Consider the following 19398-nt stretch of genomic DNA (forward strand, 5'->3'; position numbering starts at 1 on the left):
ATGGCACCGTCGCACGACATCGCTCACGTCGGCCACGTCGAGCTGCTCACCCCCGAGCCGGAGAAGAGCCTGTGGTTCTTCACGGAGATCATGGGGCTGACCGAAAACGGCCGTGACGGCGACTCGGTGTACCTGCGCACCTGGGACGACTACGAGCACCACAGCCTGAAGCTGACGGCGCATTCGACGTCCGGCATCCGGCGCACCGCGTTGCGTGCGTCGAGCCAGGAGGCGCTCGACCGGCGGGTGAAGGCGCTGGACGCCGCGGGCCGCGGCATCGGCTGGATCGACGGCGACGCGGGTATCGGGCCGACGTACCTCGCGACGGACCCGGACGGGCACGAATTCGAGCTGTACTGGGAAAGCGAGTGGTACCAGCCGCCGGAGGAGCTGCGGCCGGCGCTGAAGAACCAGGCGCAGGCGTACCCGGGCCGCGGTGTCTCCGTGCGACGGCTCGACCACGTGAACTTCCTGGCCGCACAGGTCGAACCGAACGGCGACTTCGTGCGTGACCTGCTCGGCGGCGAGGCGACGGAGCAGATCCGGCTGGACACGGGGAAGATCGCCGCGCAGTGGCTGCACTTCGGGAACAAGTCCTACGACCTGGTGTACACAGAGGACTGGACGGGCAGCAACGGGAGGCTGCACCACATCGCTTTCGCGACGGACACGCGTGAGGACATCCTGCGCGCGGCCGACATCTTCCTGGAGAACGACGTCTTCATCGAGACGGGCCCGCACAAGCACGCGATCCAGCAGACGTTCTTCCTGTACGTCTACGAGCCCGGCGGCAACCGCATCGAGCTGTGCAACCCGGTCGCACGCCTCATCCTGGCGCCAGACTGGAAGACGATCACGTGGACGCAGGCCGAGCGCGCGAAGGGCCAGGCGTGGGGCCTGAAGACGATCGAGTCCTTCCACACGCACGGCACCCCGCCGGTGGAGTAAGCGCTGGCGGGGTGAGGCTGCCCGGCTGAACTCAAGGCGACGGATGCCGCTCCGCGAGCAGGTCCAGGAACGCCCGCGTCGCCGCGCTCGGGCGGCGTGTGGAGGCCGTCGCGACGGACAGTTCCCAGCGCAGGTCCGCGTCCGTGACCTCCACCGTCGCGAGCCCGCTGTGTTCCGGCACCAGGGAGTGCCCCAGGAAGCCGATTCCCAGCCCCGCCTGGATGAACCGCGCCGCCGTGGCGACGTTCGCGATCTCGACCGTCACCTCGCGCGTCACGCCGGCCGCGGCGAACGCCTGGTCCACGATCGTCCGGTTCGCGAAGCCCGGCGGCGTGTCGACGAACGGGAACTCCGCCAGCTGCGCCAGCGTCGCGCGCCCGGTCCGGGCGAGTGGGTGCGAGCCGGGCACGTACAGGGCCAGCGGCGCGGACGCCAGCACCCGGGTGTCCAGGTCCGCCGGTGGCAACGCCAGGAACGCGACGTCGAGCCGGCCTTCGCGGAGGTGCTGTGCCAACCCGGCGGACCCGGCCATCGCCGCCCGGAGCCGGACCGTCACGCCCGGGTGCCGCGCCCGCAGCGCGGCGAGGAGTTCCGGCAGGTCGACGAGGTCGATCGACGTGAGCGTGCCGACCGTCACCGTGCCCTGCACCGCGCCCCGCATCCCGTGCACGGCATCCTTCGCGGCGCGCGCGGAGTCCAGGGTTTCCCGTGCCCGCGGCAGGAACGTGCGCCCCGCCGCCGTCAGCGTGACCTCCTGCGGGGTGCGGGTGAACAACTCCGCCCCGAGTTCCCGTTCCAGCGCCTTGATCGTCGCCGACACCCCTGACTGGACGACGTGCAACGCCTTCGCGGCCTGGGTGAAGCCGCCGGTGTCGGCGACCGCGAGGAAGTATTCGAGGTGGCGCAGTTCCACAGCTCTCATTATCACTGATCGTGCTGGGAGGCAGCAGGAAACATCGTTGGACGTGATGGCGTCCCCGCGCACACAGTGGCAACGTGAGCGATTTCGAATACACCGAGCTACCCGTGCGCGCGCGCCAGGCCCTCGCGAACTTCGTGCTCCGCGAGGACCTCCTCGCCGAGCGTCTCCAGCGCTACGCCGACGTCCGGCCACGCCCTGAGGACCACGACGGTGACACCGGGGAACTCGACGGCGTCGTGTTCACCCACCACTTCGCGGACGTCCCCGGCGATCAGGAAACCGTCCGGTGGCACTACGTCGAGACCGGCAGCGGGGCACCCGTCGTGTTTCTGCACGGGATGCCCGACTCGTGGTTCCTCTGGCACCACCAGATGGCCGCGTTGTCGGACTCGTACCGCTGCATCGCCGTCGATCTCAAGGGCTACGGCCAGTCGGAGAAGGGCCGCGGCGACTACCGGCAGGCAGGCGCGGCCGAGCAGCTCGTCGCGCTGCTCGACACCCTCGGCCTGGACCGGTTCACGCTGGTGACCCACGACCGCGGCACCGTGCAGGGTGACCACGTCGCCGCCGCCCACCCCGAGCGCGTGCGGCACTACGTGCGGGGCGAACAGCACCTCCACCACTTCAACCCCGAACTCGCACCGCACGACGACCTCATCGCCGAGGCCCCGTGGACCGGGCTCCTGGACGACGCGAAACGGTTCGCCGTCTGGGCCCACACCACGCTCGCGCAGCTGCCGGTGGCCGACGAGGACATGCGCCGCATCATCCAGGAGTTTTCCTACCCGGGCATCGCACGCGCTGTTCCGCGCTACCACATGGCCTCCACGTTCCGGAAGGAGTGGCTCGCACGACGCCGGGACTTGATCCCGCGGTGGCGCGCCCCGATGACCCTGGTCCAGGGCTGGGATTCCCACACGCAGCCGCGCGAGTTCTTCACCGATGCCGGGAAGTACCTCCCGGGTGTGTCCGAAGTGGACGTTCGCTACCTGCCCGGTGGCCACTTCTGGCCGGTAGAATGTCCACAAGAGACTACTGCGCTGCTGCGCGAAGTACTGGCCCGCTAGGAGGAAACCGTGGATCTGATGCTCGAGGGCCGCACCGCGATCGTCTGTGGCGCGTCTTCCGGTCTGGGGCTGGCCGTAGCCGAGCGACTGGCCGGTGAGGGGGCGAACGTGGTGGCCGTCGCCCGGCGACGTCACACGCTGGACGCGGAGGCGAAGCGTATCGATGCCTACCCCGTTGTCGCTGATCTCGCCGAGGAAGACTCCGCCGCAATGGTCGTCGAACACACCGTCGACCGCTTCGGCGGGGTCGACATCCTGGTGTGGAACACGGGAGGACCCCGCCCCGGCCCCGCGTTGCGGATCGACGACCACGCCGCGCGGGCCGCGTTCGACGCACTGGTGCTCCCCCTCGTCCGCATGGTCGGCGCCGTCGTTCCGCACCTCCGCCGCAGCGAATCCGGCCGGATCGTGGCCGTCACGACGTCCACCGTGAAGGAGCCGACGTCCTTGGTCGCGTTGTCCAACCTGGTGCGGCCGGGGGTGACGGCGTACCTGAAGACGCTCGCGGGGGAGTTGGCGCCGGAGGGCATCACGGTGAATTGTGTTGCACCGGACCGGATTCTCACGTCGCGGGTGCACGACCTCTACCCGGACGGCGTTCCGGCGGACGCCACCGGCGACATACCGATGGGGCGTTTCGGCACCACGGAGGAGTTCTCGGCTGTGGCGTGCTTCCTGGCTTCACCGCTGGCTTCCTACGTCACGGGCACGACGGTCACCGTGGACGGTGGCCTGACCCGCTCGATGCTGTAGGCACCGCACTTCGGTGTGCACCGGGCGAGACGCCGAAGGCGCGGCGGTACTCGCGGTTGAACTGGGAAGCGCTTTCATAGCCGACCAGGTAACCGGCTTCGGCGACGCTCGTCGTGCCGGCCGCGAGCAGGACACGCGCTCGCTGGAGCCGGATCTGCTGCCGGTACTCGATCGGCGTCATCGAGGTCGCCGAGCGGAAATGGCGGTGGAAGGTCGACTCGCTCATGCCGGCGACTTTCGCGAGCTCTGCGACGGAAACGGGCGCGGCGTAGTTCTCGCGGAGCCACCGGATGGCCCTGGCGATGTGGCCGAGGTGCCCGTCGGTGGTACCGATCTGACGCACGAGCGGCCCTTGCTCGCCGGTGAGCAGGCGCCACAGGATCTCGCGCCGGTAGCCGGGGGCGAGCACTCGGAGGTCGTCCGGACGGTCGAGCACGCGCAGGAGGCGGACGACGGGATCGAGCAGCTCGGGGGACGCGTCGCTCGTGGCCAGGCCGGTCGGGGTGGACGTCTTCGCGGGAACGCCGGTTTCCAGCAGCAGCGGCGCGATGGCGTGGGTGTTCAGCGTCATGCTGAGGACGACCAGCGGCGCGTCCGGACTGGCCACCAGCGCCTGCCCGGTGACCGGCAGGTCGAGCGGCACGACCAGGTACTGACCCGCGTGGTAGTCGTGGTGGATCCCGTTGAGCGTGGTGCGTTTGACGCCCTGGGCGACGACCGCGAACGAGGGTCCCGTCATCGCGCTCCGCGGCGGCAGCGGCTCGTCGACCGTCGTCAGCGTGATGTCGTCGAGCACCCGGACCTTGCGCACCCCGCCGACGCCGACCGCGCCCAGCACCAGCGCGCGCAGCTCGTCGAGTGGGTCCACCCGGCGAGTCAAGCAGCACGGGTTCCGCCGGGCAACGCGGCGTGGCCCGATCCGCTCGAACTCGGCAGGATCAGGCAATCCGGTGCCGGTATCGGTCTCACGCCCCGGCCGCCGGGCGTGGTGCGGTGGTCGCATGGAACATCGTCCTCTGGGCAGAACCGGGATCAAGGTCAGCCCGCTGTGCCTCGGCGCCATGATGTTCGGCGCCTGGGGCAATCCGGATCACGACGACGCGGCGGCGATCATCCACCGCGCACTCGACGCGGGGATCAACTTCGTGGACACCGCGGACGTGTATTCTGCGGGGGAGTCGGAAACGATCGTGGGCAAAGCGCTCGCGTCGGTGGACCGTTCCCGCGTCGTGCTGGCCACCAAGGTGGGCTCGCCGATGGGTGCGGACCCGAACGCCCGCGGTGCCTCGCGACGCTGGATCACCGCCGCGTGCGAGCAGAGCCTGCGCCGCCTGAAGACCGACCACATCGACCTCTACCAGGTCCATCGTCCGGACGAAACGGTCGACGTGGACGAGACGCTCGGCGCACTGACCGATCTGGTGCGGGCGGGCAAGATCAGGGCCTTCGGCAGCTCGACCTTCCCCGCCGAACAGCTCGTGGCCGCGCAGTGGGTGGCGCAGCGCCGCGGGCGGGAACGGTTCCAGACCGAGCAGCCGCCGTACTCGATCCTGGTGCGCGGGATCGAAGGCCATGTGCTGCCGGTCGCGCAGGAGTACGGGATGGGGGTGGTGACGTGGAGCCCGCTGGCGGGCGGCTGGCTGTCCGGGCGGTTCGGGGTGGGCAAGGAGAACACCAGCGAGCGGGACAAGCGCATGCCCCGGCGACCGGGTGCCGGCGGGCGGTTCGACCTCACCACCCCGGCGAACCAGCGGAAACTCGAGATCGTCACCCAACTGGCCGCGCTGGCCGCCGAGGCCGGGCTGACACTGGTGGAGCTGGCACTGGCGTTCGTGCTCGAGCACCCGGCGGTGAGCGCCGCCATCGTCGGGCCACGCACCAGGGACCAGCTCGAAGCACAGCTGGCGGCGCCGGAGATCCGGCTCGATCCGGCCGTCCTCGACCGGATCGACGAGATCGTGCCCCCTGGCGTCGACGTCAACCCCGAGGACGTGGCCTGGCAGCCGCCCGCGCTCCGGGACGCGGCACTCCGCCGCCGCTGAGAAGTGTGGGCCCGGTGGGACTCGAACCCACACTGGCACGGACCTAAACCGTGTGCCTCTGCCAATTGGGCTACGGGCCCGGACGCGCTCAGCCTAGCGTCCGTGGCCGGCGGCTTCCGGCGTGGCCGGTGCGGTGGGGGCGGGGCCGTGATCTACCGTGGTGCCCTGCCAAGGTGAGGAGGACTGGTGGCACGCGATCCCGACACCATCGAGCGTGAGATCGAGCAGGCCCGCGCCGCGCTGGCCACGACGCTGGACCAGCTCGGCGAGAAGGCCAGCCCGAAGCGGCTGGCGGACTCGGCCAAGACGAGCGTGCTCGCGAAGCTCGAGGACCCGAAGGTGAAGTTCCCGCTCATCGGCGCCGGCGTGCTCGTCGCCGCGCTGCTGGTGCGCAAGCTCTTCCGCTGATCCCGCGCCCGGGCGGGCACCCGCTCGCCCGGGACGCCGGACGGCACGGCAAGCGAACTGGGCTGCCCAGGGCGGCCATGAACCCGGCTCAGCAGGCCAGCGGACGGCGTGGGACGCGAACCGACCCCCATAGCGGTGAACCGGCTCAGCCGGGCTGGCAGAGGGCGCGGCATCCAACCCGGCTCGCCGGGCGGCGGGGCGCGAACCGAACCACCCAGAGCGGCCATCAACCCGGCTCAAGCACGCCGGACGGCCCGGAACCCCGGACGGCGCGGAACCCCGGACGGCCCCAGACCCGGACGACGCGAAAGCTCAGCCGTGGGCCGCGCGGACCGTGGCCTTCTTCTCCAGCGCGTCACCGATGTCGGCGGTCAGCTTGGCCTTCGGCCGCCGGGAAGCCTTGTTCTGCGGCTTCGCCGCGGCACGCTCCTCCGACTGCTGCTCGGGTACGTCCGCCGCCACCACCGACGACTCCGACGAAGCCACTTCCGACGAAGCCGCATCCGAGGCCTCCGGCTCCGACGGCTCCGAAGCAGTCACCTCCGGGCGAGCCAGCCGCGCGGTCATGTACGCCGCCGTGAACTCCAGCGCGCTGCCGTTCAGCAGGTGCACCACCGTGGCGCCCTTGGCGTCCGGCCCCAGTGACTCGACCAGCTGGTCCACGTTGTCCCGCGCCGCGATGATGCCCGGCGCGTGCCCGGTCAGCGTCTTGCCGTGCCCCGAGACGGTGACGCTCCAGTCCTCGTCCTCCTGGACGTAGATCGCCGTGATCGGTTCCGCCATCAAGTCCTCCCACCCCTGCACCGGCTGTGTGTGGTCCCGGATGGGAGCCAGGCACCGCCGGGTCATGACGCCGAACCGGGTTACCCCGATTGGGCGTAACTTAAGCCGCCGTTCGCCGAACTTTCGCTGACCCTCTATCGGTACCTCAACACGACTGTGCGTGACAAGCAAGGGATTCAGATGTGCTCTACGTGACCATAGGGTTAGCTAATGCACGAGCAGATGCACGGGCGTGTCAAAACTGCTCACTGAGCGCGCTCGCGTAGGCCGCTCCACAGGACGGCCATGGCGTACTCAGTAGCCCGTTCAGGTGTCACCTCGTCGTGCTGCTCACACCAGATAGCCAAACGCTCGCAGGCCCCCACCACGATTTCCGCCGCCGCTTCCACCCGCAGGGGGGACCCCACGTCCAGCAGGCCCGCCATCAACTTGGCGATCAGGTCCGTCTGCTGCCGCCGCGTGGCTTCGATCTCCTCCGACGCCGACGTGCCGATCAGCACCATCTCGTTCCGCAGGAGCGACCACGCCTGCTGGTGCTCCCGGATGTAGACGAAGAACGCGTGCAGCCCCCGCCGCAGCGCGTCCTCGGCTGACGTCGCTCCCGCGACCGCCTCTTCGGTGGCCGTGCGCAGCTGCGCCCTGGACGCGGCGATGCAGGCCAAAAGGAGTCCTTCCTTCGAATGGAAGTACTCGTAGAGCATCGGCTTCGAGACGCCGACCTGCTCGGCGATCTCGTCCATCGACGCCGCCGCGTACCCGCGCTCGGCGAACACCGCTTCGGCCACCTCGAGCATCTGACGTTCGCGCTCGGCCCGGGGCATGCGTTTGCGGGTGGTCACGCAATTGACTCTACCGGAGGTAACCTACTTCCAGTAAGGTGGACTCGCGGTAACAGTAAAACGGGAAGTGCGAGGTGGACGGATGGGCGAGCGCACCGAGGCGGGCGTGGTCATCGTCGGCACGGGATTCTCCGGACTCGGCATGGCCATCGAGCTGCTGAAGAAGGGCCGCCGGGACTTCGTGATCCTGGAGAAGGCGACCGAGGTCGGCGGCACGTGGCGCGACAACACGTACCCGGGTTGCGCGTGTGACGTGCAGTCGCACATGTACTCGTACTCCTTCGAGCAGAACCCGGACTGGACGAGGACGTTCTCGCCGCAGCCGGAGATCTGGGACTACCTGCGCGGCATAGCCAAGAAGTACGACCTGTACTCCTACATCCGCTTCGGCCAGGAGATGACCGGCGCGCGCTGGGACGCCGGCGAGCACCGCTGGCACGTCGCCACGAGGGGCGGCGACGAGTTCGTGGGGCGCTACCTGGTCAACGGCGTCGGTGCCCTGCACCTGCCGCAGATCCCGGACCTGCCCGGCATGGCGAACTTCCGCGGCGAGAGCTTCCACTCCGCGGAGTGGAACCACGACTTCGACCTGCGCGGCAAGCGCGTCGCGGTGGTGGGCACCGGGGCGAGCGCCATCCAGTTCATCCCGCAGATCGCACCGCAGGTCGCGGAGCTGACGGTCTTCCAGCGCACGCCGCCGTGGGTGCTGCCCAAGCCCGACCACAGCGTGCCGGACTGGGCGCGCAAGGCGTTCCGCAAGCTGCCCGCGCTGCAGACGTTCTACCGCGACGCCCTGTACTGGTCGCTGGAGGCGCGGGTGCTGGGCTTCAACGGCAGCCTCACCCTGATGAAGGCCGCGCAGCAGCTGGCGAAGCGGCACATCGCGCGGTCCATCGCCGACCCGGAGCTGCGCCGCCGCGTGACGCCGGACTACGTCATGGGCTGCAAGCGCGTGCTCATGTCGAACGACTACTACCCGGCGCTGGCGCGGGACAACGTCGACGTGGTCACCGACGGGGTGGCCGAGGTGCGGGAGCACAGCATCGTGGACGCCGCGGGCCGCGAGCACGAGGTCGACGCCATCATCTTCGGCACCGGCTTCCACGTGATCGACGCGTTCGAGAACCTGGAGATCGTCGGCGAGGGCGGCCGGAACCTGGCCAAGGAGTGGGCCGCCGAGGGCATGCGCACGCACCTGGGCATCACCGTGGCCGGCTTCCCGAACCTGTTCTTCCTGCTCGGCCCCAACACCGGTCTGGGCCACAACTCGGTGGTCTTCATGGTCGAGTCCCAGGCCCACTACATCGCCGAGGCGATCGACCTCGTCGAGGGTTGCCGTGCGGAGGCGCTCGCGACCCGGCCGGAGGTGCAGGACCGGTTCAACGCGCAGATGCAGCGCAAACTGGCCAAGGGGGTCTGGACGCAGGGCGGGTGCAAGAGCTGGTACCTCGACGCCCAGGGGGTCAACCGGACGCTGTGGCCCGGCTTCACCTGGCGGTACTGGCTCGCGACCCGCCGGGTCCGCCCCGCCGACTTCGAACTAATCGGCACCGCAGGTGGCAAGTAGCACCTGGCGGTCCGCATCTTGCTGATTTCCCGGCGGGGCGGCTGGTCGGTGTCAGAGCCTTCCGCCGCCCCCCGGATCCAGCCCGTCCGGCACGGGTTCGGCGAGGTCGTGCAGCAAGGCCAGTAGTTCCGCCGTGCTCAGCCCGCACAGCTCGGCCATCCGGTCCACGGCGGGCCGGTCCAGTTGCACCTCGCGGGGCGCGCCCTGCTGACGCAGGCGGTCCTCCGCCCAGCGCCGCAGCGGCAGCAGCTCGGGTCGGTGATCGGCGACGATGCGCGGCAGGTCGAGCCGCACCTTGCCGGGCTCGTCCGTGAAGACGCGCCGGTGCACGCGGGCCAGCAGGTCCTGGGGCAGCTCGTCCATGGCGAGGCACAGCTCCACGAGTCTGACCACCGAGCACTGCCGCGTGCCCAGCTCGTAGGTCGCGAGCGTCTGCAGCGAGATGTCGCTCTGCAGGTGCTGGTTCAGCTCCTTGCGCGTCCAGCCCCGCCTGCGCCGGAGCTTCCTGAGTTCCTCCCCCAGAACTCGCTGGTAGAGGTCACTGTCGATGTGCACTCCTGGTCCCCTGCCCTGCCTCGCGTCATACCCCTGCGGCGGCGCGTGCCGTCGTACTTCAGCGGTGTCCACGCGTATGTAAGTCGCTGAGACCGCTGCTCTTACGCGAGTTCGAGCGGATCGTTCAACTTGATCTTGTGATTAGGCCGAACGGGCTAACAGGAGGAGGCTGAACGGCCTACGTCAGTTGACGCAAGTGATCCCGTCGGCGGTGATCGGTTTGTCGTCATCGTCCGCGGGTGCGGCGGCACCGCTGGACGGGGTGCCGGAGGACTGCTGGACGTTCTCCGCCGACGACGCGGCCGAGTAGTCGCTGCCCACCACGACCAGGACGTGTCCGCTCTGGACGCTGTCGTCCTCCTGCAGCGCCGCGGTGACCCCCAGTGCGTCCGAGACGGACTGGGCGGCGTCCTTCGCGCCTGCCGGGTAGCGGATGGTGGTGGCCTTGACGCGGGCGCTGGCGTTGCCGGTCTCGCCCGCCTTGAAGCCCTTCCCGGTCAGCGCCTGCGAGACGGTCGCGGCGAGACCGGACTTGGGAGTTCCGTTGTGGACGTCCACAGTGGTCGCCGAGTTGTCCGGTCCCGGCGGGGTGGACTGGGCGCCGGCCGGCGGGCCCGTCAGGCCCTGCACGAACTTCCGCACCGCCGACGGGTCGACCTTGATGGCCTGGCCGTCCTCGGGCGTCGGGTAGTCCACGTTGACCACCGGGATGGTCTGGAACTGCAGCTGCCCGCCCGTCAGGCCCTTCATCTGCTGGGCGAAGCCCAGGATGTCCCAGCCCTGGTTGAGCACCACGGACTTCTTGATCGCGTCGGTGAGGGAGCTGAGCTTGCCGGGGTCGGCGAGCGTGCCCGCCGACAGCACCTTGCGCGCCATCCCGGCCATGAACACCTGCTGGCGCACCACGCGGTCGAGGTCGCCGCGGGGGAGCCCGTGCCGCTGGCGCACGAACTCCAGCGCCTCGACACCGGAGATCGTGTGCTTGCCCTTGGTGAACTTCGCGCCCGAGTACGGGTCGTTGACGTTGTCCTTGAGGCACACGTCCACGCCGCCGATGGCCTTGGTGATGTCGGAGAAGCCGAGCAGGTTGATCGAGGCGTAGTTGTCGATCGAGGAGCCGGTCAGCTGCTCGACGGTCGCGATCAGCGTCTTCGCGCCGGCCTGCGCGCTCTTGACCTCGATGTCCTTGGCATCGGTGTCGCCGGAGTCCTGCAGCTTCTTGCGTTCGGCCGCCTTGCCCCTCGCGTAGGCGGAGTTGATCTTGTGGGTGCCGAAGCCCGGGATGCTGACGTAGGAGTCGCGCGGCAGCGAGATCGCGACGGCCTTGCTGCCGTCGTTGGGGATGTGCACCATGATCAGCGTGTCGGTGTTCTCCACGCCGTCGGACACCCCGGCCCGCAGCTCCGCGAGCAGCTGCTCGGACAGCGGGTTGCCCTGCGCGTCGGTGCGGCTGTCCATGCCGACCAGGAGGATGTCGCGGGCGCCGTCGGCCGGCTGGTCGCCGCTGATCACGTCCGCCGTGGTCAGCCCGCTGACCAGGCCCTGCATGGCGGCCCACGCGTAGCCGGTCAGGCTCATCACCAGCAGCGACACCACCGCGACGGCGATCTTGGCGCCGTACCGGCGGCGGCGTGGCGGGGGCGGCGGAGCGGGACGGCGGCGGGGGCTGGGCGGTGCGGGCCGGCGGCCGCCACGGGGCGGTGGCGCACCGCGGCGGGCGGGGCCGACGTAGCGGGCGTCGGCCGGACGGCCCTGCCGCGGCACGGGACGACGAGGTGCCCCACGCTCGTTCCGCGGCGGATACTCCACGCCCTCGTCTCCCTTCCCCGGCTCTCAGTCACACGAGTGCCCGATCGGGTGGACGCGCCACCCCGTCACCCGGTTGCCGTAGCGTCGCACATTGATCGGCGAATGTGGTTCAGCACACCCGGTTACGTGTTCTCCACCACCGCCTTGGCCGACAGGAGGGTGCTCGCGGCAGCCCCCAGGGCGAACAGTCCGGTGAGCCCGTGGACCAGCACCGGAACGGGTGACGCCTCGACGCCGTCGGCCGCGTCCAGCAGCGGCGGCACGCACGCCAAGGCCGTGACGACCCACGTGCTCGTTGTCGCACTCGCCCCGGTGCGCACGGCGTGCAGCAGGAACACCCCGAGCAGCAGCTCGATCAGGTTCTGGATGGGGTCCAGCGGCAGGCCGAGGAGCGTGGCGCCGGTGTCCCCGCCGAACTGCGTCAGCGCGAACCCGAACAGGCCGATCGTGGCGAAACCCGTGCCCAGTGCCGTGGCGGCGTGCGCCGGCCACCCCGTCGGCGCTGACAGGGGAACCGGGACATACCCGTCACCGTGCCGCTCGAACCACCAGAACACGATCAACGCGGGCACGGCGAGCAGCCCCAGCGCCATGAGCGTGCGCGGGCCGGTGAGCCACGCCAGCGCGGCAGCCGGGCTCGGCGGCAGGTACACCACCGTGACCAGCAGCAACACGGCCGCGAGGAACCCGAGGTACAGGCTCATCGGAGCACGCAGGGCGAGGCGGACCACAGCGGAGACCACGGGCTGCGCGGTGAGCCGGTTCAGCGGACGGGCGGACAGGCCCAGCACGCCCAGCTGCACCGCGCCCAGCAGCAGCACCGGCAGCGTCGGCGCGGCGAGCGCGGGCGGCGCGCCGGGCGTGCCGAGCAGGTTCGGTGCCGTGCCGCCGACGGTGGTGAGCAGCACCAGCCCGGCGAGCCCCGTCAGCGCGCCGCCGAGCAGCCACCAGCGGTTGCGGGCGAACAGCCTGCCGAACGCGACCTGCTGGGCGAGCAGTGCGAGCCCGAAGGCGGCGAGGTAGTGCGGGATCTTCGACCCAGTCCAGCCGGCGCCCAGCTCGGCCAGCACGACGAACGCCAGCAGCGCGAGCGCGCCCGCCCTGGGCGCCCGCCGGTGCAGCGCGAGCATCACCGGGGCGGCCACCATCGTCAGCAGGTACACCGCCAGCAGCCACAACGGGTGCAGCGCGACGCGCACGATCGTCGCGTTCGTGCTGTCCGGGATGCCGAGCAGCTCGAGCGCGAGCGGCACGACGAGCGTCACCACGACGAAGATCAACGCGGGCCGCAGCAACCAGCTCGCGCGGTGGGCGAGGTACTGCCGGTAGCCGCCCCCGCCGTCGAGCACCGCGCGCCAGCCCGCGGCGTTGGCGCGGCCGCCGGCGAAGAAGAACACGGGAGCCAGCTGGACGAGCCACGTGAACGGCCACAGCCACGTCTCGGCCACCCCAGCCCACCGGGCCAGCTGGATCACCGACTCCCCGGCGATCATCAGCACCAGGCTCGTCACGCCGAGCGTGACCCAGCTCGACGCCGGGGCCGGGCCGCGGGCGGGCGCGGGTCGCGCCGGGCGAGTGTGGCGGGCGGACAGCCAGCCCCGCAGCCGCAGGACCAGCAGGCACCCGATGACGGCGACACCGGCGAGCATCGGCCCGATCGGGTCACCCACCGGCGGCCCCCAGCGCTGGTGCCAGGAGTTCACCACGAGCCCGGCGGAGTACAGCGAGGCGACCAGCTGGCACGTCCTCGGCGAGTCCATCGGGTTGACGTGGCACATGTTGTGCATGTCCGCCGACAGGCGCGCGTCGAGCGACTCCCGCACGACCGGGGCGAGCGGCTGACCCACCTTGTCGGCGTAACGCAGCAGGTCGTAGCCGAGGTCGTGGGCCTTGCACGGCACGGCGTAGTCCCACTTGGTGTTGTCGTCGCCCCAGGGCGTCGAGCAGCCGCCGTCGACGTGGACCGCGCGCACCGTGCCGTCGCGCGCGGGCAGGGCACCCGGGACGACCCCCGTGACGCGGGTGAAGTCCGCGGGAAGCAGGCTCAGCGCCGTCGGCTCTCCACCCGGGTGGGTGAGGGCTTCGATGGCGCGCTGCGCGGCGGCCGCGCCGCCGGTGGGCGGGCCGTGGTCGGGGGGCGCGGAGGGGCGGGACGCGACGAAGCCGAAGCCCAGCAGGGCCAGCGTCAGCACCAGCAGCCAGGCCGAGTTCGACAGGCGCCTGCGCAGGCGCGGGGTCTCGGCTGGGGCGATCATGAACTCCAGGGTGGCAGGGTCCGTGGGTTTCGCACATCCGGGTGGTCCCCGGAGGAGTGCCTCACCCTAGTGAGTGGTTGTCGCTCCGTGATGAGCGCGGTGCTCGGCGAGGCGCACCTGGTTGCGGCCGCCCTCCTTCGCCTCGTACACGGCCGCGTCGGCGGCGTGCATGAGCTTCTCCAGCGAGTCGCCGTGGTCGGGGAAGACCGCGACACCGATCGACGCCGTGCGGTCGGACACGGTGATCTGGTCACCGCGCTTGTCCGTCGTCGCGATCCGCAGCCGCGCCACCGACGACCGGATCCGCTCCGCCGCGCCGGTCGCCGCCGCCTGGTCCGCGTCGGGCAGCAGCACGAGGAACTCCTCGCCGCCGAAGCGGCCCACCACGTCGGCGGGCCGCGTGACCTCGTCCAACAGCTGGGCGAGGTTGCGCAGCACGTCGTCGCCCGCCGGGTGGCCGTAGGTGTCGTTGATCCACTTGAAGTGGTCGAGGTCGATCATCAGGATGCCCAGGTTGTCGTCCGACTTCGCCGCCCGCGCGAGGGCCCGCTCGGCCGACTCCGTCCACCCGCGCATGTTGTAGACCTGCGTCTTCGGGTCCGTCCGGACGTCGTCCTGCAGCTGGTCGAGCTCCGCGAGGCGGTTGAACACGACCGTCACCACCGCCATGATCGCCACCGTGGGCGGCAGGATCACCAGCAGGATCGCGGTGACCGCGCCGAGGCCGATCGTGATGGCCCCCAGCAGGTTGTCGGCCTTGCTGCCGAGCACGCTGCGGATCGTCGGTTTCGACTTCCCGGACAGACTCAGAATGCTGCCGACGTACAGGATCTGCACGGCCTCGTAGACGAGCCCGACCAAGAGCAGTTTCGCGAATTCGCCGAGCGAGGACAGCGCGGTGAGCGACATCCACTGTTGTCCGCCCAGCGCCACGAATACGCGGTGCGCCACCGTCGCGGCGAGCATGTGCGTGATCGAGGAGAACACGAAGTTGTGCGCGGGACGGCGTGCGACGAACCAGTGCTGCACGCGAATCAGCAGTACCAAGCCGATGGTCAGCGGTGCCGGAAGAATAATCGCGGCGGGAAAGACCCATACCGCGGTGAGGTCGATCAGGACCGTTCGCACGCGATTTCTGCGGCGTTCCTCCTGGCGCCGGGTCATCTGGATGTGGACCGTCGCGCCGGCCGTCAGAATCGCGAACCGGAGCAAATCCAGACGGGTCGGCGCGGTCATGTCCACGAAAACGAGGACGAACCACGCGACGGCGGCGAGTTCCGCTACGAGGAGGAATGCGATGAATGCTTTCGGACGCCGCCACAGCGCCCAATATTGTGGTTTGAAAGAGCGGCGAGTGCTCGGGGAATCACTCGACGTGTCCGGGGCGGGGTGCCCGGCCGGGGATCCGCCGGCCACCGCCGCCCCGTTCCCCTGGGGGTCCGGCGTCGCGGCCGTTTGCCCGGGCAGTGTCGGTGATCCGGACCGGGCGGGGGGTGGGGGCACTGGATCACCTTCTCTCGACGGACCGCACACTGGCGGGGTAACTTTGCTGTGCCCGGAGAGACGCCGGGTGCTTTCTCTTCAACAGGTATCATCCCACCGCATACGACGCACCGGGCGGACGGCGACCTCGTCCACAGTGGTACGTCTCTGCTCGGCGTGCGAGCACCGATTGGAGGTGTTCTTCTTGTCTAACCGTGACTTCTGAGGTGTGGGAGTTCTGCGTGCTCGTTTGTGTGTGTTGCTCGGTTGTGTGGAGGTGGCTTGCCGTGGCGAACCGTGACTTCTGATCCGTGCCCCGGAAAATCCTGATTCTTTCGCCGCTGCTGCCGTGGGAGAGGTGTTCTTCGTGTCGAACCGCGACTTCTGATCCGCTGCCTGCTCGCTTCGCGTTTGTTTCTCGCCCGAAAACCGGAGGTGACCCCCCGTGTCGAACCGTGACTTCTGATGCCCGCCGGACGCCGGTCGGCTCATGACGCGCCGGCTGCTTCCGTCGTACCCGGACCCAACCGCGCCCAGGACACGGCGAGCGGAATGCCCAGCAGCACCCCCGCCGCGCCCGCGATCGTGATGGCGGTGGTGGCCGAGCCCGCCCATTCGGCGAGCACACCACCGATGGCCACACCGACGCCCTGTGCCACCCGCAGTCCGGTCCGGTACACACCCCCCGCGCCGCCCCGCAGTTCGTTGGGCACCCACGTGATGAACGAGGCGCCCACGGTGACGATGTACGCGCCGGCCGCACCCGCGGCCGCGAGCGCGACCAGCGCCAGCACGAGGTCCGGCCGCAGGGAGAACACCAGCAGCACCGCCGTCGGCACGATGGCGAGTACCCCCAGCGCCCGCCTGCGCGCCTCCGCGGAGACGAAGCGGGACATGACGAAGACCCCGGCGACGAAGCCGAGCGGGTCCGCCGCGAGCAGCCAGCCGACGGCCTGGTCCGGGGCCCCGATCTCGCGCGCGAGCGGCGCGACGAGGCCCTCGGGGATGACGGCGAGGCCGACGAGCCACGACAGGCCGAGCAGCACGCGCAGCCGCCGCTGCGCGGCCACCCAGCGGATCGCGCCGAACCACGCGCCGTCGCCGCCGTCCGCCGCCGGGCGCGGCCGCACCCAGCGGTGCAGGGCGAACGCGCTCACGGCGAAGGTGGCCGCGTCGATCGCCAGCGCCCACGACGGGCCGGCCGCGGTCACGAGGAACCCGCCGCAGGCCAGGCCGAGCAGCATCGCGGTGTTCGTCGTGATGCCGCGGATGTCCTGGCTGCGCAGGTACAGCTCGTCGTCGGTGAAGATCTCGCGCGTCAGCGCGTTCTGCGCCGCGTTGGACGGCGCGCCCGCGAGCCGGGCCAGCACGACCAGCACGCACAGCGGCAGCAGCGGCATCCCCGGGATCGCCATGACGCCGACCAGCACCGCCTGCACCGCGGCCGAACCGGCGAGCACCGTCCGCCGCGGGTAGCGGTCGGCCAGCTGCGCGAGGCCGAGACCGCCCGCGAGGGCGGGCAGGAACGTCAGCGCGTAGGCGATCGCGGACAGCAGCGCCGAGCCCGTGCGGTGGTAGACGAGCAGGGCCAGTGCGACGATCGTGAGCTGGTCACCGATGGTGGACTGCGCCTCGGCCAGCCAGACGGTGCGGAACTCGCCGTTGGCGAGCGCGGAACTCATGCCGGGACGGGATTGCGTCCTCACCATCTCCCTAGCTCCCCCCTGATCGAGTGAACGCCTGGCCGTTCCGCATTCTGTCGTCCGCCGTGGGGCGCGGGAACCGGGCACTCACCCAAGCGACAGGAAAGACGACACTCAGTATGCCGCTTACAGCCCGGAGGCGAACAGTCACAGCACGACGGTAGTCCGGGTTTGGGCCTGAGCGGAGGTAATCACCAACCTTCGGATTACGACGAACGGCCCAGCGAACCGTCCCGCTGACCGGTCGGAGAGTATGCGCCGCTGGTCGGCGGTCACTCGTTCGGCGCAGTCTGCTGACCGCTCGTCGTCGCCTGAGTGGCGGTCGCGTGCGGACGGCGAACACTGGAACCAGGGTCAGAGGAGCCGCCAGCGCGGCTCGAGTTCGGGGCTGGCCAGTGGGGAGTGAAGGACATGAACATGGAGCTTGCCGGCCTGAAGGACAGGGCGGTCGTGGTGACGGGTGCCGGCCGTGGGCTCGGTGAGGCGTTCGCCGTGCACCTGGCGCAGGCAGGCGCGAGGGTCGTCGCCAACGACATCGACGTGGAGCTGGCGGAGCGCACGGCCGCGAACATCAGGGAGCACGGCGGGCAGGCTGTCGCGAGCGGCCACACGGTGACCGACCCGGCCGAGGCGGCGGCGCTGGTCAGCCAGTGCGTGGACGAGTTCGGCTCGATCGACGGGCTGGTCAACAACGCGGCGCTGAACTACGAGGCGCTGCCGTGGCAGGAGGAGCCCGAGCAGGTGCGCGAGCTCGTCGAGGTGAACGTGCTGGGGGTGATGTACACCGGCATCGCGGCGATCAAGGCCATGGTCGAGCAGGGCACCGGCGGGTCGATCGTCAACATCTCCTCGGGCGCCTCGCTGGGCCAGCGCAAGCTCGGCGTGTACTCGGCGAGCAAGGGCGCGGTGGCCTCGCTGACCTACTCGTGGGCGCTGGACCTGGAGGAGGTGGGCATCCGGGTGAACGCCGTGTGCCCGCTCGCGCACACGCGGATGGTGTGGAAGTCGGAGCGCTCCCTGCGCAACTGCCCGCCCGACCGGACGCCCTCGCGCATCGCGCCGCTGGTGCTGTTCCTGCTCTCCGACGACGCCGAGGGCATCACGGGACAGCTCGTGCGGTTCAACGGGCCGCAGCTGCACATCATCGGCCAGCCGTACCTGAAGGCGCCGATCCTGGAGCGGCAGACGTGGGACACGGAGACGGTCCGCCGCGCGTTCGACGAGGTGTTCAGCGCGCACCTGGAGCCGTACGGGCTGGAGAAGCGCGTGCCGCCCCGCCTGCGGAAGTGGACGGAGTCGACGTCGACGCCGCTGCGCACGGCCTGAGGGGTTTCACCTGCTGAGGGCGAGTAGTTCGTCGATGACCGGCTCCGGACCGCCGTAGGTGAGGTGCGCGATGGCGGCCATCGGCGCGACGACGCGGCTCCAGGCGAACAATCTGCCGCCGTCGAGCCCGCACGCGGCCGCCGGCCGCTGACAACGGGCCTCGACCCCTTCGTGCCCGGCACCGGCGACGGCGTAGTCGACGGCGTCGAAGCACGGATCACCTACGCACGCCTTCGGATCGATCGCGACCAGGCCCCGCGCTGGCCCGGCGTCCAGAACGTTGCCGAGGTGCAGGTTGCCGTGCAGCAACACGTTGGCGGCCTGGGTGTCCAGCAACGTCTCGCAGCGCCGTATCGCCCGCTGCCAGTCGGGTTCGCTGATCCCTGCGGCGTTGGCCGGGTCGGACAGCCTCGGGCCGATCCGGTCGAAGGCCTCCTCACAGCGACCCCGCAGATGCCAAGGCCATCCGACGGGCGGGGACGCGGCGTGGAGCGCGGCCAGCAGTTTTCCCCACAGCGGAGGCAAAGTGGCCGCGGGCAGGTCTTCGGCCTCGGTGCCAGGCAGGATCTCCTCCAGCACCGTCGCGCCGGCTTCCGCGTCCGTGGCCAGTACGGCAGGCACCCGCCAGCACCACGGGTGTGCTGTCGGGCCAACGGCAGCGCATGACCAGCGAAGAGGCCCCGCTCGCGAACAGTTCGCCGAGCTCGAGCCCCCAGCGCGAGGCCAGGCGCGTGGCCAGCGCAGGTACCTCGGCGAGCCAGGTCTCGCCCTGGGGGCCGAAGCGGTCCACCAATCTCGTGGTCAGGTCTTCTTCGCGCACCGGCACAGTCCTCGCCGAGTTGTCCACAAGACCCCAGTTGTCCACAGGTAGGGATAGGCTAAGGGATGTCTCGTAACTCGTGTTGTGGTTGGTGGGGCTGGTGTTGCAGTCAGTCGGCG

At 70.3% G+C, this 19398-nt stretch carries 17 protein-coding genes and 1 tRNA gene; 7 read left to right on the forward strand and 11 right to left on the reverse strand.

What is annotated here, in order from left to right:
- Positions 1–948, forward strand: a complete 948-nt coding sequence (locus ABFX51_RS35920; protein ID WP_346056440.1) for a catechol 2,3-dioxygenase — start codon at positions 1–3, stop codon at positions 946–948.
- Positions 949–979: 31 nt separating this feature from the next.
- On the opposite strand, the gene ABFX51_RS35925 is transcribed toward ABFX51_RS35920, so the two are convergent.
- Entirely contained in the window at positions 980–1870 is an 891-nt protein-coding gene (locus ABFX51_RS35925) for a LysR family transcriptional regulator (RefSeq protein ID WP_346056441.1), read from the reverse strand.
- A gap of 74 nt (positions 1871–1944) precedes the next feature.
- Between ABFX51_RS35925 and ABFX51_RS35930 the strand changes: the two genes are divergently transcribed.
- Together ABFX51_RS35930 and ABFX51_RS35935 are read left to right on the forward strand one after the other, a co-directional pair.
- The gene (locus tag ABFX51_RS35930; protein WP_346056442.1) at positions 1945–2937 is read left to right on the forward strand and encodes an alpha/beta fold hydrolase; all 993 of its coding nucleotides are present in this window, start codon (positions 1945–1947) and stop codon (positions 2935–2937) included.
- Positions 2938–2955: 18 nt separating this feature from the next.
- The gene (locus tag ABFX51_RS35935) at positions 2956–3690 is read left to right on the forward strand and encodes an SDR family oxidoreductase (protein ID WP_346056450.1); all 735 of its coding nucleotides are present in this window, start codon (positions 2956–2958) and stop codon (positions 3688–3690) included.
- Here the strand turns inward: ABFX51_RS35935 and ABFX51_RS35940 are convergent.
- Positions 3653–4558, reverse strand: a complete 906-nt coding sequence (locus ABFX51_RS35940; RefSeq protein WP_091504727.1) for an AraC family transcriptional regulator — start codon at positions 4556–4558, stop codon at positions 3653–3655. The two genes, ABFX51_RS35935 and ABFX51_RS35940, sit on opposite strands and share 38 nt — an antisense overlap.
- 133 nt (positions 4559–4691) lie before the next feature.
- Here ABFX51_RS35940 and ABFX51_RS35945 point away from each other — a divergent pair, with 133 nt between their 5' ends.
- Positions 4692–5732 (forward strand): aldo/keto reductase, encoded by a 1041-nt coding sequence (locus ABFX51_RS35945; protein ID WP_091504726.1) that lies wholly within the window; start codon positions 4692–4694, stop codon positions 5730–5732.
- 6 nt (positions 5733–5738) lie between these two features.
- On the opposite strand, the gene ABFX51_RS35950 is transcribed toward ABFX51_RS35945, so the two are convergent.
- Positions 5739–5812 (reverse strand) — tRNA-Leu (locus tag ABFX51_RS35950).
- A 106-nt stretch (positions 5813–5918) separates the two neighbouring features.
- Between ABFX51_RS35950 and ABFX51_RS35955 the strand changes: the two genes are divergently transcribed.
- Entirely contained in the window at positions 5919–6140 is a 222-nt protein-coding gene (locus ABFX51_RS35955; RefSeq protein ID WP_091504725.1) for a DUF3618 domain-containing protein, read from the forward strand.
- Between the two features lie 312 nt (positions 6141–6452).
- Here ABFX51_RS35955 and ABFX51_RS35960 read toward each other — a convergent pair whose 3' ends face one another.
- Together ABFX51_RS35960 and ABFX51_RS35965 are read right to left on the reverse strand one after the other, a co-directional pair.
- Positions 6453–6923, reverse strand: a complete 471-nt coding sequence (locus ABFX51_RS35960; RefSeq protein WP_346056443.1) for a hypothetical protein — start codon at positions 6921–6923, stop codon at positions 6453–6455.
- 245 nt (positions 6924–7168) lie between these two features.
- Positions 7169–7762: a TetR/AcrR family transcriptional regulator gene (locus tag ABFX51_RS35965; protein WP_091504723.1), complete on the reverse strand. Its 594-nt coding sequence runs from the start codon at positions 7760–7762 to the stop codon at positions 7169–7171.
- Between the two features lie 82 nt (positions 7763–7844).
- Between ABFX51_RS35965 and ABFX51_RS35970 the strand changes: the two genes are divergently transcribed.
- On the forward strand, positions 7845–9329 hold the full coding sequence (locus ABFX51_RS35970; protein WP_346056444.1) for a flavin-containing monooxygenase: 1485 nt from the start codon (positions 7845–7847) through the stop codon (positions 9327–9329).
- Between the two features lie 51 nt (positions 9330–9380).
- Here ABFX51_RS35970 and ABFX51_RS35975 read toward each other — a convergent pair whose 3' ends face one another.
- From ABFX51_RS35975 to ABFX51_RS35995, 5 genes are all read right to left on the reverse strand, one after another.
- The gene (locus ABFX51_RS35975; RefSeq protein ID WP_091504721.1) at positions 9381–9884 is read right to left on the reverse strand and encodes a helix-turn-helix domain-containing protein; all 504 of its coding nucleotides are present in this window, start codon (positions 9882–9884) and stop codon (positions 9381–9383) included.
- Positions 9885–10067: 183 nt separating this feature from the next.
- Positions 10068–11693 (reverse strand): LCP family protein, encoded by a 1626-nt coding sequence (locus ABFX51_RS35980; protein ID WP_346056445.1) that lies wholly within the window; start codon positions 11691–11693, stop codon positions 10068–10070.
- A gap of 122 nt (positions 11694–11815) precedes the next feature.
- Positions 11816–13948 carry a phospholipase gene (locus tag ABFX51_RS35985; RefSeq protein ID WP_346056446.1) on the reverse strand — a complete coding sequence of 711 codons (2133 nt, stop codon included), beginning with the start codon at positions 13946–13948 and terminating at the stop codon, positions 11816–11818.
- Positions 13949–14014: 66 nt separating this feature from the next.
- On the reverse strand, positions 14015–15271 hold the full coding sequence (locus tag ABFX51_RS35990; protein WP_428832531.1) for a GGDEF domain-containing protein: 1257 nt from the start codon (positions 15269–15271) through the stop codon (positions 14015–14017).
- A gap of 647 nt (positions 15272–15918) precedes the next feature.
- The gene (locus ABFX51_RS35995) at positions 15919–17112 is read right to left on the reverse strand and encodes an MFS transporter (RefSeq protein ID WP_346056447.1); all 1194 of its coding nucleotides are present in this window, start codon (positions 17110–17112) and stop codon (positions 15919–15921) included.
- A 432-nt stretch (positions 17113–17544) separates the two neighbouring features.
- Between ABFX51_RS35995 and ABFX51_RS36000 the strand changes: the two genes are divergently transcribed.
- The gene (locus tag ABFX51_RS36000) at positions 17545–18459 is read left to right on the forward strand and encodes an SDR family NAD(P)-dependent oxidoreductase (protein ID WP_346056448.1); all 915 of its coding nucleotides are present in this window, start codon (positions 17545–17547) and stop codon (positions 18457–18459) included.
- Between the two features lie 6 nt (positions 18460–18465).
- Here ABFX51_RS36000 and ABFX51_RS36005 read toward each other — a convergent pair whose 3' ends face one another.
- The gene (locus ABFX51_RS36005) at positions 18466–19080 is read right to left on the reverse strand and encodes an aminoglycoside phosphotransferase family protein (protein WP_245782923.1); all 615 of its coding nucleotides are present in this window, start codon (positions 19078–19080) and stop codon (positions 18466–18468) included.
- Positions 19081–19398: the final 318 nt, after the last annotated feature.

The sequence above is a fragment of the Amycolatopsis dongchuanensis genome, assembly GCF_039542405.1.
In the GTDB taxonomy this organism is placed as follows: Bacteria; Actinomycetota; Actinomycetes; order Mycobacteriales; family Pseudonocardiaceae; genus Amycolatopsis_E; species Amycolatopsis_E sacchari.